Genomic DNA, 16,120 nt, shown 5'->3' with positions numbered 1-16,120 from the left:
GTCCAAAATTTTGTTTCAACAATTAAGTTGAAACTGTATTCATTAACGTTTTGTTGTTCAGTTTTCAAGGTTCATTTCGTTGCTGTATTTCTTTGAGCAACTTTATCATTATATCACGCTACCAACATCGAGTCAATATCTTTTTAAAATAAGATTTCGCTACTCACATGACAGCTTTAATATTATATCAACTCACCAATCAAAAATCAATATCTTTTTTTGAATTTGAGTAAGTTTTTGATATCGCAAAAGCGACATGTATTAATATATCACTAGAACTTTAAAAATGCAACATCTTTTTTATTACTAATTACTGAAATACAGTTAAAACACCGATACATAATACACCTGGTATTCCTAAAATCGTTATTGTCAATGCGGAAAACAAGTTTACAGGAACAATAATATCATAACCATCAACTATAATATGGGCTATGTAAAGTAAAGCAAATGAACATGCTAACTTAAACCATAAAATCGCCAACTTTTCAAAAATGATACTAAAACCTATTTTTTTCCCTATTATGATGCCAAAAAAGAGTAGCGCGCAAACAACACCAATCACAATGTATGTTGTCAATCATATCCTCCTCCATAATGTATTCATAGGAGCATATGCTTTTACGTCTACTCTTAGTATTTTCATTTAAGTAATATTTTTCGAATTCTTGCTTCTTTAAATAAATAAAAGTGAATACTTTCCGCTATTTTACGTTGCGCGATGACTTCAAGATCATAATCATCTACTAACCCTTCAATCACTTTTGCGCTATTCCAATCTTCTTTGGTCTCTTTTATAAGATGAATCAATTTTTCATCGAACTCTTTTTTCAATTTCCCCTTACGGCTAAACATCAACTACTCCACTCACCTTATACCAATTTAACAGGAAGAACATTTAATGATATTAAAAATTACCTACATTTAATTAGGGTAGTACTTGAGCTAACAAATCGTCGACCCAAAAATTTCTCAGTTTAATATGGATAGTTAACAAACAAATTAATAAATTAGGCCAACTTAAAATCCATTTAATGAAAAAACTATCGTTTAACAATTATAAATATGTAGCAGTTTACCTACCTACTTCAGAGGAAAAAGATTACTGATACATTTTATTAACCTATAAATCTATTTATTGAATTTCAGAAAGCCCTAGCGTAGCCACTGAGCTTTAAAAGGAAGGTAGTTCAATAAATTACTGAACAACTACAATTCACGTCTTCCTTCTAAAGCTTTTGATAAAGTAACTTCATCAGCATACTCCAAATCTCCTCCCACAGGTAGCCCATGGGCAATTCGAGTAGTACGAATTCCAGATGGTTTAACAAGACGCGATATATACATCGCTGTTGCTTCACCTTCAATGGTAGGATTTGTAGCTAATATTAATTCTTGTACCCTTTCATCTTGCAAGCGAGTAATTAATGACGCAACATTGATATCTTCTGGTCCAACACCATCCATTGGTGAAATAGCACCATGAAGTACATGATATAAACCTTGATAATCACGCATTTTTTCCATCGCAATAACATCTTTTGGATCTTGGACTACACATATAGTGGAAACATCACGTTGTTTATCGGAACAAATTTGACAAGGATCCACATCCGTTATATGACCACAAACAGAACAATACGTTAAATTTCGTTTCGCATCGACTAAAGCCTTTGCAAAGGATAAAACAGTATCTTCCTTCATTGTCAAAACGAAAAATGCCAGTCGAGCCGCAGTTTTCGGACCGATACCTGGCAATTTCATAAAACTATCAATTAACTTTGATATTGGTTCAGGGTAATACATTTATCTTTCCTCCTAAAATGGAAGGTTCAAGCCTTGAGTGAATTTACCCATTGTTGCAGTTGTTGTTTCTTCTACTTTCTTTAATGCTTCATTTGTAGCAACAACCATTAAATCTTCTAACATTTCTACATCATCAGGATCTACTACAGAAGGGTCTAAATTCACACTAAGAACTTCACGTTGTCCATTCATCGTTACTTTTACCATACCGCCGCCAGCAGTACCTTCAAATTCTTTAGCGTTTAATTCTTCTTGTGCTTGCATCATTTCTTTTTGCATTTTTTGCATTTTTTTCATCATACCTTGCATATTGCCCATTCCACGCATTATAAATTCCTCCTAATTATACATTTTGACTTTATCTTAATAGATAACATCAACTTTTATGATTGTTAATCTTCAACTACCTCAACAAAATCTTTACCAAACATTTTCTCAGCTTCCGTGATTAAAGGATCTTCAGAAGCAATCTCTTGCGCATCATCGATAAATGGCCCTTCATGGACATTTTCCTGAACCAATGCATCTTCATGATTATGATCAGTTATTTCTTTCTTCTGATTTAAGCCATTTTCTTTAATAAAGTTTTGACGCAATGATACCCAGTCATTTTCAGGAATACATAATATTTCATACATCGTTCCTGTTATTTGAGAGAGAATTTGAGAAAAGATAGTTGTAAACTCTCTGTTTTCGGCAACCATTCGACAATGAATATCATACTTGAATTTTACCACAAATGCACTACTTGATGCTGCAACTGGTTCCGCTTCAGCCAATAGTGCCGCCTGGGATTTTTGCAACTGACTTAATGTTTGCGCCCATGCATTTTTAATTTGATGAATATCTTGTTTTGTTGCTCCTTTTAATACTTCACGAATTCTACCAACAGGTGCATTGTAGCCACTCGTTTTAGCGCGAGGTCGCGGAGCTTCTTTCTGTTGGATCGCAGCACTTCCTTGTGATGGAACACCATTTTGCAACTGTAGTGTTAACTGTTGGACTATTTTTTCAAGATTCGCCACTTTTTCATTTACAGCAGGGTCAACATTTCCTGCAACTAGAGCATTTACCCCACCACTATTTTGAACTTGAGCCATTTTTAATAAAGCTGTTTCCAAATAGATTTTAGTATGATGAGAAAAACGCATTTCTTGTTGTGTTTTAGCTAGTATATCGATATATCCGTAAAGTGTATCGGCGTTAAATTCATGTGCTAACGTTAAAAACTTTTCTTCCGGTGTAACTAATTCTAGCAATTCAGTCAAATCACTACTTGTTTGTAATAACAATAAATCGCGGAAAAAAGTAATAAAGTCTTCTGACAATCGAACTGGATCCTTACCATCTGCAATTAATTCTTCTAAAGAACTTAATACTTGTGCGATTTCTTTATTTTTTAAGGCAAGGACTACATCATAAAAGACATCTTGGCTAATTGATCCGCTCACGAGTAAGGCATTTTCTAACGTCAGTGTATCCCCGCTAAACGATACAACTTGATCCAATAAGCTTAATGCATCACGCATCCCACCAGCCGATGCTTGCGCAATCACCTTTAAGGCTTGTTCCTCAAACGGTAAATCAATATCTTCTAAAATAATTTTCATTCGTTCTAAAATATCGTTAGAAGATAAACGTTTAAAATCAAAACGCTGACACCTTGAAATAATTGTTGCAGGTAATTTATGAGGCTCCGTAGTTGCCAAGATAAATACAGCGTGGGGAGGCGGTTCTTCTAACGTTTTTAAAAGTGCGTTAAAGGCACTTGTAGAAAGCATATGCACTTCATCGATAATATACACTTTGAAACGGGCATTAGCTGGAGCAAATCTTACTTTCTCTATAATATCCCGCATTTCTTCAACACGAGAATTCGATGCAGCATCAAATTCAATAACGTCTGGATGGGAACCTTCTGTAATACTCAAACAAGTTGGACATTCATTACACGGTTCCTTTGTTGGCGCTTTTTCACAATTTAATGCTTTAGCAAAAATTTTCGCAGTACTTGTTTTCCCTGTCCCCCGAGGACCTGAAAAAAGATAAGCATGGGTCGTTTTATTTGCTTCAAGAGCATTTTGAAGGGTTCTTTTGACGTGTGTTTGACCGGACATTTCACGAAAAGATTGCGGTCTATATACACGGTAAAATGCTTGATATGTCAACGGTTTCCTCCCCTTCTTTTTTCTTTCGGTTAATAGTTATATTATAGCATAGGTCAAGTTAGCATTTCCTTTCTGACACTAAAAATTACTATCATTTAAATGAATTAACCTCTCAAAATAAATAGGAGCTGCTAATATACTAACAGCTCCTAACTGTATAAATTACTTTTTCTTCATCCCTTTTAATAACTGGGCAACATTTGTTTCATCTTCTACCACTTGCTTTTCTGATACCTTCTTCTTTGTTCGTCCTACCGTTTGTAAAAATCCCCATCCGAAACGGCGGATTGTAATATCTATAAAGAATAACAGCATACTCAATAATACAAGCCAAGTCGTAATATTTTGTTTCTCTGCGCCTTTTTGTGTAAACTCTCGGAAAGCTTCTGCAGGTTCTTCTAAAAACTTCCCACCTGTTTTTTCGCTTATTTGAGTTAATAACGTTTCATTCGGTGGATGCAACTCATATTCGGCGCTATATGGAATAGTTAACCCAGCCTGGTATATTGAGCCATCACCACTTGTAATTCTAAAAAATACTAGACCCGGTTCTGCATCAACTACTGTACGGACTTTACTAGCCGATATTGGTTCTGATTGAACCTCTAGTTCCTCTCCAGATTCGTCCACTACTGCCACATCTAAAAAGGCAGCTTGATTTGTTGGGTCAGTAATGACGAAGGAACCTTCAGAGTCTCTGCGAATATCATAAGCAATATCGTTATACGTTGGGAACAGTCTTGAAACAGCCGTTTGCCAGAAGTTCGTCCATTCCTCCCAACGGGCCCAATCACCTGTCCACGCTCCCGTAGAATCGGATGTAAAGGCAATCGTTTTTCCTAAACCATATTGCCACTCTGCTAATACAGGGTCCTCTTTCTCACTCTCAGCAATTACCATTGCTGTTTGTTTAGCTGTCGTTCCGATATAAGCATTCATTTGTGGAACGCCATTTTTAAATAGATCATTCCACCCTTCAGCATTATAAATAACCGGATAAAACGGATTATCTTCTATATAAGTTTTTGAAATCATGGCCGTCTCACGGGATAAAATAGAAGGAATGGTCGTTTCATCGATTACACTATAGTAACGTCCACTTCCTAATTCACTTAATGATTCAAGTAAAACTCCATCAGCATCTTCTCCGATTGCAACCGTTGATAACGTTATATTATTCCCTTTACCTTCTTCGATTAAGTCCTCATAGCTATTTTGCGTATACGATTGTCCATCTGTTAATAAAATGATATGTTTTCGTTGTAATGATAAGTCTGCTAAATTTTCATAAGCCAATTCTAATGAAGAATAAATTTCAGTACCACCACCCGGCGCGATTGATAAAATCGTATTCACCGCTTTTTCCTTATCCTTCAATGGAGCTGTCTCAATTATCTCCCATGGTCGATCATCAAAGGCAATAAATCCTAATGTATCTTCTTCGCGTAACAGTTCTACCGAACGGGCTGCTGCTTCTTTCGCTAATTCAATCTTTGGCCCCATCATACTGCCGGAGCGATCGAGAACAATAACAAGTCCAAGGGAAGGTAACTGTTGTTTCCCTTTCACTTCCATTTCAACTGGTAGTAAAGCTTCAATCGGTGTTTTAAAATATCCGCCAAGCCCAAAACTATTTTCCCCACCAACCATCATAAAGCCTACTCCGAAGTTTTTAACGGCTTGTTCAATAATTCCCATCTTTTCTTCTCCAACTAAATGGCCAGGTATATTATCAAAAATAATCGCATTATAGTGTAAATAGCTTGATAAAGAGTTAGGTAATTCACTCGAAGGCATAACGGTATATTGAACAGAATTAGTACCTAAAGCTGATGCAATAGGAGACCCTTCCTCCCGGTCACTGACAATTAATAAACGAGGTGTACTTTGTACCATCGTTACACTCGTTAATTTATTATTCTCTAATATCGCATCATCCTTAACTTGGATTAGCGCTTCATACTTAACGAGCCCTTCCGAGTTTCCAATATGGCGATAAGTAAATGAATTTGTTCCTTCTTCCAGTTGAATATCTTCTTGGTGAATGAGCTGATCATTTTCGTATAAATACAACTCACCTGTTGTTTGGGAAGTTGCTTCTATTTCTGTTACTAACTGTTGTTGTTCCCCCGCATACGCAACTTGTGGTGTTGTAAAGCTTTGAATCGATACATCTGCATTCACCTCTTTACTTAACTCTACGATATCAATCGAAACATTGGAATTTGTTAACTTTGTTAGCTGTTCCGTTACATCACCTTTCGTTTCTAATCCATCGGTTAATAAAACAATCCGTGTCGCTTTTTCTAAATCAACAATCCCTGTTGAAAGCTGTATTGCCTGCGCAATATTCGTTTCACTTTCCTTTGTCATTTCACTCAGTTCAGGTACATGTTCTAACGTATCAGTAAGAATAGACTCTGTTTGAAGGTCTGAAGCAAAGGAATAAACTCCAACAAGATGGGAATTTTTTTTAGATTGTAAACTTTCTTCAATAAAGGCAACAGCTTGTTCTGTTGTCCCTTCAACCGAAGCAGATCGGTCGATTAAAAAAACTACCTGTTCTTCTTTAACTGGTAATAGTAGATAGGGGGCGCACAGTGCAAACACTAAAGTAATTACAGCGAGTAATCGGATACCAAATACGATTTGCTGATTTTTTCTTAGCTGCTTGCGATGATGCCACCATGTCCAAACAAAATATCCAAGCAGTGGGATTAGTAACAATAGGGCAAGTGGGTAATCAATTCGCAAATCCACGTCTTCTTTGCACCTCCCACTCAATAACTAGTAAAAATAAAATAGGAATTAATAGCCATTGTATAAATGATTGTTTTGTTTCTTCTTCTTTTCCACCATTTTGAATAGTACCTAGTTCAAAACTCGTTCCTTCTTGAATAGTTCGTTCTTCAGGTGAAAGCTGAACAATAAAGCGTTTTTCTTCCTCATTCGAACGAATGGAATACACACCTGGTTTTATCGGCGCTTGAAATTCACTACCACCTTCAATGGAAGAGACGTATTCATCTTCTCCAGAATAGATAGACCATTCCCCTGCTGCTAAAGGTACTGCTCGACTTTCATTTGGCGAAAAAGTGCCTAAATTTTGTGCACCTTCCACCATTTCATTTTGTAATCCCCATAAAAATAATGGAAATGAAGGATGTAATGGCCAGTCAGTAGATTGGATATCAGCTAAAATAACAATATCTCCTCTAGCTGAACGTTGAATAAATGGTTTTTCTCCAATTGTTGCAATTGTTTCGAACTGATCAAATGCAGGGTAAATAGAATTGACATAAACGTCCTCTAAAGAACTAAATGCAAATAACGCATCGTTGGATACATCTACAAGACTATTAACTTCCTCTGCCACCTCATCATTACGACCGATTAGTACTAAAGGAGAATCTGTCTTTCCTAAAAGTTCCGTTTGATTTGTTACGACCACTACGTCCTTCATTGCTTCTAGTTGATCAGATGGAGCAATTTTAACGTCCGTATTTAACGCTTGGAAACCTTTCTGTACTAACTGATGCATTTGTTGATCAATGACGATTTGGGACATGTCGCTTCCTAATAAGGTCATCATCGTATTATCCGCTTCATAATGGTCATCGACTTCTATTTTTACTGTTAAAACGGAAGTTAATGGCAGTGTATCAAAGGTTTTTGTTAATTCTTCTTCAGCTTTTAAAGTTAACTGCTCTGTGACGAGGACATTGCCTTTTTCATCCAATAAATTTAGCTCGGTTACTTGTTCTTCCTCTGTCTCATTTTTTAATTGAACAAGAGCCAATGCATTTTCCTCCGTTGCAGTTGCTGCAAATCGGGTAATTGCGACATTTTTCAAGTCTTCACTTGCCCCATGGACAATCCACTGAATGTTTTCACTTTCAATAGGTAACTCACCACGCTCTACAGCATCGGTAAATAAATAAATCGATGTAGAAGTATCTCCAATAAAAGCTTGAGCCATATCAATCGCCTTCGTTAGTTGTTCCTTTTCATAAGTCACTTCTAGATTGTTAATCGCTTTATGTATGGCAGAGGGCTCCGTTTCTTGGCGAACAATTACTTTAGGTTCCTCACCAGTTGTTATAATCGTTACTGGTCTACCACTTAATTCATTTGCTAAAGAAATCATTTCCTCTTTATGACGTTCAAAAGTTGTTAATTCGCCTTCTTCTACAAGCATAGTGGCGGATGTATCGACAATCCAAATCGATTGTTCCCCAGCAATTTCCGACGTTTTTAAAAAAGGATTCATTAAAGCTAACACAAATAAAAGAAGAGCTAATAACTGTAAGTAAAGAAGCGCATTCCTTTGTAAATGCTTCAAATACGGAGAAGCTTTTGTTTCCTGCATCACTTCGTCCCAAAAAATAGTAGAGGATACGGGTTGATCTTTATATTTTTTACGGAAGAAGTAATAGATTAGGACAATTAATGGAAGGATAGCGGTCCATAAATAAATTAAATTACTGAATCCCATATCCCTTCACCTCACTGTACCCAATTTGACTTAAGTAATTTATGAAAAATAGCTGTTTGGAAACCATCTTCGACGATAAGCTGCGTTTTCCGAATTCCAAAGCGATGAGCTAAAGCTTCAAATTCACTTTCATGTGTAGCCCTCGTTTTTTCATAATTGGCTAACACACGGTTTGATACAGACACATTCACTTGTTGAGTAGTTTCTGAATCAATAAGCCGGACATCACCTGTATAAGTCGGATTCAATTCATTTTTCGTTACAATTTGAATACAGCGTACATCTCCAGCAAAACGGGGCACACGTTTAAAAAACTGTTCCCACTCTACAATCGCCTCTAAACCATCCGTAATAATAAAAAGCACTGTACTATCCTTTGGTAAAACCTTGATTCCTTCCTTGGCAAAACTCCCAACTCCACTCGCCTGTTTTAAATTCGAAAGAATTTGTAGAAACGGTTTTCTATAGCTTGCACCTTTTCTTCTAAATGGAATGGCGTTCGTTTCACCAACATAGGAAAAGGACAACCGGTCATCCCGATTCAATACCATTAATCCAATGGCAGCTGCAATTTGCCGAGCAAAGATCCATTTCTTTTCTTCGCCCATTGAACGGGTAGCATCCAATAATATGTGAACTCTCATTTCTTGTTCATCTAAAAATCGTTTAATATAATACTTTTCTGTTCGTGCATATACGTTCCAATCAACTTGTCTAACATCGTCTCCTAATGTATATTCACGGAAGTCAGAAAAGTCGAGGGATGATCCAAACCGCGCTGAACGGTGAGATCCTTTATGTTGTCCTCGTAATTTCGATGAGGTAGCGATTGATAAACGGCTTACTTTTGAGATCCATTCATCAGGGAGAATTAATGGCGAAGTGCTCATAACCCTACTCCTTGTTGAATCGTTGTGAGTATCGTTTCAATCATGTCATCCGCCGTCTTGCCAGATGCCTCTCCCTCATAATTCATCATCATTCGGTGACGCAATGCAGGTTTTGCCACTGATTTTATATCAGCAATGGAGACATGGAAACGTCCATGCATAACGGCACGGGCTTTCGCTAGTTTAATAATACTTTGTAAACCGCGAGGGCCACTACCATACATAACAAATTGCTTCACTTCCGGGTGGGAGTATTCTCCTTCTGGATGAGTAGCTACTACTAAATTCACCGCATACTCCAGCATTTCTTCAGCTACCAATACTTCTTTTACCATTTGTTGAGCTAAAATGATGCTATCACTATTCATTACTTTTTCTAAATCAACTTCCAACGCCCCAGTAGTACGTTTCATAATTTCCATTAATTCTTTTTTAGAAGGGTATGGTACTAAAATTTTACATAAAAAGCGGTCCATTTGAGCTTCTGGTAAAGGGTAAGTTCCTTCCATTTCGATCGGATTTTGTGTAGCAAGAACAAAAAATGGCTTTGCCATTTTCTTTGTATCTCCAAGTATTGTTACAGTCTTTTCACCCATCGCTTCCAACAATGCACTTTGTGTTTTTGGTGTGGCACGATTAATTTCATCCGCAAGCACCATTTGGCTAAAAATAGGTCCAGGCTGGAAAGCAAATTGCTGCCTTCCATTTTCCGTTCGTTCGATAATATTTGTCCCAGTAATATCTGTTGGCATTAAATCAGGAGTAAATTGAATACGGGAAAATGATAAGTCGAGAACTTCCGAAATTGTTCGTATTAACATCGTCTTACCTAGCCCAGGCAAACCCTCTAATAGAGCATGCCCATCCGCTAATATCGAGTAGAGTGTATACTCAATCGCTTCTTCTTGCCCTACGATAAATTTGCTAATTTCATCTTTAACTTGATGCAGTTGATTGCTCATTTCGCTATATTGTTCTTCATTAAACGCCATCATGTCGCCCTCCTACTTATTCCGACTCTATGGATGAGAAATAAGATTGTACAATATCTTGTAAATCCTTCGGTAGCTGCATTCTTTCTGAACTTTCGATGTAGCTATCTTTATAATCACCTATTACCTCTTCATAAGGTCGAATAGTTCCTTTCGTTACCGGTACTTGCCCTTTTTGCTCTCCAACAGCTTTTCCTTCATTTAATGGCCCACCGTCTACAGACGTTTCACTGCTTCCACCAATACGATTTGGTATGGAAAGGGAATCACGACTTCCTTGACCTAATCCAGCTCCACTGCCTCCACTACTAGGTCCTTGACCATTACCTTTCCCATTACCCGAACCGCTTCCTTGAGAGCCATTGCCTTGTCCTTGTCCTTGACCTTGTCCCTGACCCTGACCATTTTGTCCGTTGCTACTTTGACCTTCTTTACTATTGTTCCCGTCCTGACTATCCCCTTGTTGTCCCTCTTTTTGACTATCACTGTTAGGATTAACTTGTTCCTCTGAAGAATCACCTTGTTCTCCCTCATTTTCTGCAGATTCGGAACCTAATTCACTAGCAATCGCATTTTGTAAATCAAAACTAATTGGCTTACCTAATTTACTTAGAGCGGTTTGGGAACTTTTTGCTGTATCTGTAAGACCCTTTTGCAAAGCTGCTAATTCCTCGAGTTGCTTTTGTTCTTCCGCTGATAATCCACCGGAATCTTCTGCATTTTCTTGTTTTGCTAATGCTTCTTTTTCCTTAAGCTTTTGTTCCTGCAATTTTAATTCCTTTTGTTTCTTTACTACTTCACGAAGGGCCTCTTCAGAACTTTCAATATCCTTCAATTTATTTGATAACTCTTGTAGTTGTTTTTTTGCCTCAGCATTTGTTGTCTTTTTCTCTAACTTTGCTATTTCTTTTTCTATCTCATTAATAATTTTATGCTCTTTTTCTACCTCAAGAGCTTCTTGTTGTGTTGCTGAAGGGAAGAAAGATAAAAATCCAATTCCCATCACCAAAAGCATTATTCCTATCAATACTTTAGGTTTCCAAACAACTTTTTGCCTTTTTTTAAATCGATCAAATGCTTTTGGGGACTCATTTTCAGCCTTTTGGATAAGAGATTGCACTAATAAATTCTTTCTATCATTAAAGGAAAGGGCCGTTACAAGCTCATTATGTGGATAAAAGGCATCTAAACGGTGTAACGCTTCCTTATCCCGAATCCTTTTCCACCAAATATAGATTCCTACAACAATTAGAATACCGATTCCAACGTAAATCGTTACTTCCCTGTAATAAGGAAAGACAAACAAGCGGGAAACAACGAGAATCGCCGTACATAATGCCAGGCAAAGGAATATTCCATATTGTAATTGAACTAATAAACGTTCCAAATTAAGGTTTCTTTTAGCTCGACGGATAAAGTGCCTTAATAAGTCTCGACGATTCATCGTCCTTCCTCCTATCGGTTCGTTTTCATATTTGCCCGTAACTTACGGATCGCAACAAATAAACAAAATGCTGTTAGTAAAATGTAAAAAATTAAGTAAACTACCCAAATTGGGAGTGATATTCCAACTACCGATTCCAAACTATTCGCCATTTCTGGATAGAGAATGGTCACCATTAACGCACCAGGGTTAATGCTCGCCCAAAAATAAGTAATAGGTGAAAATGGTGTTGCTGTACTCATGCCCATTGACATTTGCTCCATCGAAACACCGATAAAGAAGAAGAAGGCTGTAATCCCTCCTAAAAAAATCATCGCACCGTATGTCGCAATCATTGATACAATCGTTTTCTTTGTTATTGTTGAAAACATTATCCCTATACTTCCTATCGCAACAAGCGTCACTAAATATAGAAGGAAAATCGTTATGAATTGGGAAGGTGATACCCCTCCAAATAAAAATACAAGACTATATAAAGGTAACCCTGCCACTAACATTAATATTAAAAAGGCGACTGACGATAAAAGTTTACCAATAATAATTTGAGTAGAACTTTGGGTTGTTGTCAGTAGAATATTTAATGTTTGCTTTTCCCGTTCTGTACTAATGGCACCCGCTGTTAATCCTGGTGTCATAAACATTACTAACCCCATCTGAAGCACACTTAAAACAGCGAACATCGTAAAACTATCATTCGGTCTAAAAAAACTAGTACCTGAAAATTGTGTATAGATTAATAAAAACCCTGCTACGAAAATACATAAAACAGCTAAGTAAAACATTAAGCCGGAAAAACTTTTAAAGGCGCGGAATCGCAATTTTAATTCTTTTAATAATACTGGATTCGAAAAACGTTCCATCATGCTTCATCCGCTCCTTTCGTAATAGCCATAAAGACATCTTCTAAGTCCTTTTCCTCTTCGGTTAACGTATAAATCGGAATATCAGCAAGTAAAGCTTTTCGTAAAAGGTTTACTTGATCTTCTGTTTTACCACGATAATTAAAGGAAATTTCCTTTTTCCCATCAGCTACTTCAATAGAAGATATATAAGGATCCTCTTCAAAAAAGGCACGGGCTTTCTCCAATTGATCCATTACTTTAACAATCACTCGTTTATCTCCTTGTAATTGCTCTTGGATCGCCGCTACATTCCCATGGGCTATTAACTTTCCATTATCAATTACCCCAATTTCATCACACATCTCTGCCAACTCCGGTAAGATATGTGATGAAATTAAAATTGTTTTTCCCATTGATTTCAAATGCTTTAAAATATCTCGCATTTCAATTCGAGCACGCGGGTCTAATCCTGATGCCGGTTCATCTAAAATAAGCACTTTTGGGTCATGGATGAGAGAGCGTGCTAAACAAAGACGTTGCTTCATTCCACGAGATAGTAAATCAACATATTCATAACGCTTATGTGTGAGATTAACAAGCTCTAATAACTGCGGAATAAGAACTTTCCTTTCATCTGCAGAAAGACCATAACTTGCCCCATAAAAATCTAAATATTCATCGGCTTTTAGTTGATCATACACCCCAAAAAAGTCGGGCATATAACCAATTAATTTCCTTACTTCTTTCGGTTCACGAACAACACTTTTACCATTAATAAACGCGTCACCAGATGTAGGTGACAGGAGGGTAGCTAGTATGGAAAAAGTAGTAGACTTCCCAGCACCATTGGCACCTACGAATCCAAATACAACCCCTTCATCTAATGTTAAATTCAAATTATTTAATGCAACAAATGAGCCGTATTTTTTAGTTAATCCTTTAATATCAACCATCATTATTGTGCCACCCCCTTAATTTCTACATCTGGCATTTTGACTGGTGTTCCTAAATCATCATTTAATCGGACTAGCATTTTAATTTGTCCATCTGTTGATAAGTATTGATCTAAATTTTCTGTAAAGGTTTTATTCGCTTCTTGAATATCTTCATATTGTGAAGTCTTTATGTTCCATATAGATAGTTCAAGTCGTTTAGATGCTTTATTTGAAATAGAAAGCTCTGTCCATGAAGAATTTTCTATTAACTCAGCTGGAACTTGAACAGTATAGTTATAATCGCCTTTATCTAGATACCATTCATTCGACGATTCATTTAGTAACTCCATATAACCTGCTGCATTTGTTGGTTCTACATATTCTTCCAATGTATCTTTGTCTAAAGTAAATCCTCCTGATAGTTCCATTGTCGGCTCAAATGTTTGGGCAATATAAGCAACGGGTGAAACTTCAGCATTCCCATCCAACTCAATTCCAACTAACGCTTCATCTGTCCAGGCTATAATTGCAGGCGCACGGTCCTCTTGTATTAGACCACCTGCCCCATATTTTACTTTCTCTAAACGCATTGGTAATAAGTCATCTTTTGATTGTGGGGTACTATATCCATAGTTTGAAATAGACGGTGAAAGTAAAACAGAATTTTTTACTTTTTCGGATACTTTTAATGTACCTTCTGCTTCTAAATCACCTAGTTCTATTTCATTTGTACCCGACCATATCGTCACATCATTTAATTTAAACGGGAAATGATTTGTTATTGTCCCTTCGATTAACCCGTCTTTAACTTTCAACTGAATATCCATGTTCCCTGCATTATGAATTGTTGTTTCACCAACAATTGATTGAACAGACCAGTAATTTAAATTTCTTAAATGAATATTTGAACCATTTGCATGTTCTTTGACATAAGATTTTTCATGCAAAATGGATTCTGTTGAATTTGAATAATAATTCATACTTTGTGATGCATTTGCAGTTGTATTTTCATCCAAAGTAAAGGTAAAATCTCCACTGCGATTAGTTAAAATGGTCTCCATATAACGTCCATTTAAGCTATCCCCCTCCACTTTATAAAAAGCTGCTTGTTGTATTTGGGATTGCATTAAACGATCCTTTGCACCAAAAATGAACAGACAAAGGGATAATCCAATCGACAAGATTGGAATAAGCCACCAAGCATGTTCTCGTTTATCCATCCTTTTTAAAATAAAGTAAAGCATAGGTCCGATAAACAAAATGTAAATAATAATAACAATGACTAATATTGTCGTTGAAATTTCAAAGGAAGGAAATAGTTCATTTACACTTCCAACTTCAAATGGAAGATAGTCATTGAAATTACCAAAATTCATATAAAAGCTATTATTTGGCACTGTTGTTTGTAATTTTAAAATTTCAGAAAGTAATTTTGAATAACCGTCCATTGAGGCAAGGGGCTGATCTCCTAGGGAGAATGTCGTTTGAATGATTTGCCCGCTACCAAGAGCTTTTTTAGAAGCTAAAATTGTGTTTCCATCTGCTAGCAGACGTTGACTTCCTTCCTTTTCGTCCGCCGTGTATACCTCTATACCCTGTGTAAACACTCCATTTTTTGATAGTTTTTTTAAGGACTCTTGAGATACAGTTACTTTTTCATTTGATAGGGATAAAGGAAGGTAATCTTTAAAAATCCCTACAGAAGCCTCCACTTGGTCTGAGGCCCCTATTAAAAGAACTCCACCTTTCTCAACCCAATTATAGATCGCCTGTTGTTGTTCCTCAGAAAAGTCTGTTAGGCTAACTTCATCAACTGCTAATACATTGGCCATTGCTAGCCCTTTTGAGTCGGATGGAAAATCATAGTTTTTCAATTGATTTAAATTGAAAACTTCCACGTTGAAAGTAGAATATTGCCTTAAACGTAAAAAAGAAGAAAGCCGATCGCTATTTTCTGTTAATGTATAGATAAACGTAGCTTCTTGTTCATTAAATTGAGGTTTAACTGCCTTATTACCCGTGTATTTAACAATTTCACCGTCTTCTATTCCACCTTCATAAAAATAAAACAAGCTTTTTTGCGGTGTACTATACATATAGTCTTCCGCAAGTCCATTTAAGTAAATTTGAATTTCCTTTGTTTCACCCTCTGCTATATCTAAAGGGTAAACTAAGGCTGAACCAACCGAATAAGATTCAGCTGCATCGATGACTAAATCCCCAGAAAATGCAGTACCATTATTTGTAATCGTAAGTTTTAATGGAACCGGTGTATAATACTTAACTTTATTAGATATTCCTGCTTCTGCTTTTACGTCCAATTTTGGCGCTGCACTAGCAGTATCTATATGTAGAAAACTAATCATGAATGCAAAAAATAATATGGCTAGAAAATTTCTCTTTAACAAAATCTCAACTCCTTTAATTCCCTTTTTAATTGGTACGTCTATTTTACATTTAAGTTCCATTTTTACCAAATTAATAATGAATTCTTAAAGAATTGTTCGTATTGTTCGTATATTCCAATTAATGAAACAGTATGACAGAG

General features: G+C 36.5%; 13 protein-coding genes. All 13 read right to left on the bottom strand.

Annotated elements, in window-relative coordinates:
• Positions 1-310: 310 nt before the first annotated feature.
• The 13 genes from H9636_RS15865 to H9636_RS15805 all read right to left on the bottom strand — a co-directional run bounded on the left by H9636_RS15865 (position 311) and on the right by H9636_RS15805 (position 15,980).
• The gene (locus H9636_RS15865; protein WP_191708541.1) at positions 311-580 is read right to left on the bottom strand and encodes a pro-sigmaK processing inhibitor BofA family protein; all 270 of its coding nucleotides are present in this window, start codon (positions 578-580) and stop codon (positions 311-313) included.
• A 62-nt stretch (positions 581-642) separates the two neighbouring features.
• The gene (locus H9636_RS15860) at positions 643-858 is read right to left on the bottom strand and encodes a YaaL family protein (protein WP_191708540.1); all 216 of its coding nucleotides are present in this window, start codon (positions 856-858) and stop codon (positions 643-645) included.
• Positions 859-1,209: 351 nt separating this feature from the next.
• The gene (gene recR / locus H9636_RS15855; RefSeq protein WP_191708539.1) at positions 1,210-1,806 is read right to left on the bottom strand and encodes a recombination mediator RecR; all 597 of its coding nucleotides are present in this window, start codon (positions 1,804-1,806) and stop codon (positions 1,210-1,212) included.
• A 12-nt stretch (positions 1,807-1,818) separates the two neighbouring features.
• On the bottom strand, positions 1,819-2,133 hold the full coding sequence (locus H9636_RS15850; RefSeq protein ID WP_122973263.1) for a YbaB/EbfC family nucleoid-associated protein: 315 nt from the start codon (positions 2,131-2,133) through the stop codon (positions 1,819-1,821).
• A gap of 65 nt (positions 2,134-2,198) precedes the next feature.
• Positions 2,199-3,974: a DNA polymerase III subunit gamma/tau gene (dnaX, locus tag H9636_RS15845; protein ID WP_191708538.1), complete on the bottom strand. Its 1,776-nt coding sequence runs from the start codon at positions 3,972-3,974 to the stop codon at positions 2,199-2,201.
• Between the two features lie 162 nt (positions 3,975-4,136).
• A complete protein-coding gene (locus tag H9636_RS15840; RefSeq protein WP_191708537.1) occupies positions 4,137-6,734 on the bottom strand; it encodes a VWA domain-containing protein in 2,598 nt (865 codons plus the stop codon).
• Positions 6,718-8,469, bottom strand: coding sequence for a vWA domain-containing protein (locus tag H9636_RS15835; protein WP_191708536.1), 1,752 nt, complete (start codon positions 8,467-8,469; stop codon positions 6,718-6,720). Before H9636_RS15835 ends, H9636_RS15840 begins: the two co-directional genes overlap by 17 nt.
• 11 nt (positions 8,470-8,480) lie before the next feature.
• A complete protein-coding gene (locus H9636_RS15830; RefSeq protein ID WP_191708535.1) occupies positions 8,481-9,359 on the bottom strand; it encodes a DUF58 domain-containing protein in 879 nt (292 codons plus the stop codon).
• Positions 9,356-10,351, bottom strand: a complete 996-nt coding sequence (locus tag H9636_RS15825; protein WP_191708534.1) for an AAA family ATPase — start codon at positions 10,349-10,351, stop codon at positions 9,356-9,358. The genes H9636_RS15830 and H9636_RS15825 overlap by 4 nt, the downstream gene beginning before the upstream one ends.
• Before the next feature lie 16 nt (positions 10,352-10,367).
• Complete coding sequence (locus H9636_RS15820; RefSeq protein WP_191708533.1) at positions 10,368-11,795, bottom strand: hypothetical protein; 1,428 nt, start codon at positions 11,793-11,795, stop codon at positions 10,368-10,370.
• A gap of 11 nt (positions 11,796-11,806) precedes the next feature.
• A complete protein-coding gene (locus tag H9636_RS15815; protein ID WP_191708532.1) occupies positions 11,807-12,658 on the bottom strand; it encodes an ABC transporter permease in 852 nt (283 codons plus the stop codon).
• A complete protein-coding gene (locus H9636_RS15810; protein WP_191708546.1) occupies positions 12,655-13,590 on the bottom strand; it encodes an ABC transporter ATP-binding protein in 936 nt (311 codons plus the stop codon). The genes H9636_RS15815 and H9636_RS15810 overlap by 4 nt, the downstream gene beginning before the upstream one ends.
• A 2-nt stretch (positions 13,591-13,592) precedes the next feature.
• Entirely contained in the window at positions 13,593-15,980 is a 2,388-nt protein-coding gene (locus H9636_RS15805) for a hypothetical protein (protein ID WP_225230277.1), read from the bottom strand.
• Between the last annotated feature and the right edge of the window lie 140 nt (positions 15,981-16,120).

Origin of the sequence: Ureibacillus galli (assembly GCF_014836845.1) — a bacterium.
Lineage (GTDB): Bacteria > Bacillota > Bacilli > Bacillales_A > Planococcaceae > Ureibacillus > Ureibacillus galli.
Note: the sequence above shows the minus strand (reverse complement) of the source record. Positions and strands in the feature narration are given on the sequence as shown.

Coding starts and splice junctions, on each gene's coding strand:
- recR (WP_191708539.1), bottom strand. CDS start 1,806: ATGTATTACCCTGAACCAATATCAAAGTTAATTGATAGTTTTATGAAA.
- H9636_RS15825 (WP_191708534.1), bottom strand. CDS start 10,351: ATGGCGTTTAATGAAGAACAATATAGCGAAATGAGCAATCAACTGCAT.
- H9636_RS15835 (WP_191708536.1), bottom strand. CDS start 8,469: ATGGGATTCAGTAATTTAATTTATTTATGGACCGCTATCCTTCCATTA.
- H9636_RS15820 (WP_191708533.1), bottom strand. CDS start 11,795: ATGAATCGTCGAGACTTATTAAGGCACTTTATCCGTCGAGCTAAAAGA.
- H9636_RS15810 (WP_191708546.1), bottom strand. CDS start 13,590: ATGGTTGATATTAAAGGATTAACTAAAAAATACGGCTCATTTGTTGCA.
- H9636_RS15850 (WP_122973263.1), bottom strand. CDS start 2,133: ATGCGTGGAATGGGCAATATGCAAGGTATGATGAAAAAAATGCAAAAA.
- H9636_RS15830 (WP_191708535.1), bottom strand. CDS start 9,359: ATGAGCACTTCGCCATTAATTCTCCCTGATGAATGGATCTCAAAAGTA.
- H9636_RS15815 (WP_191708532.1), bottom strand. CDS start 12,658: ATGATGGAACGTTTTTCGAATCCAGTATTATTAAAAGAATTAAAATTG.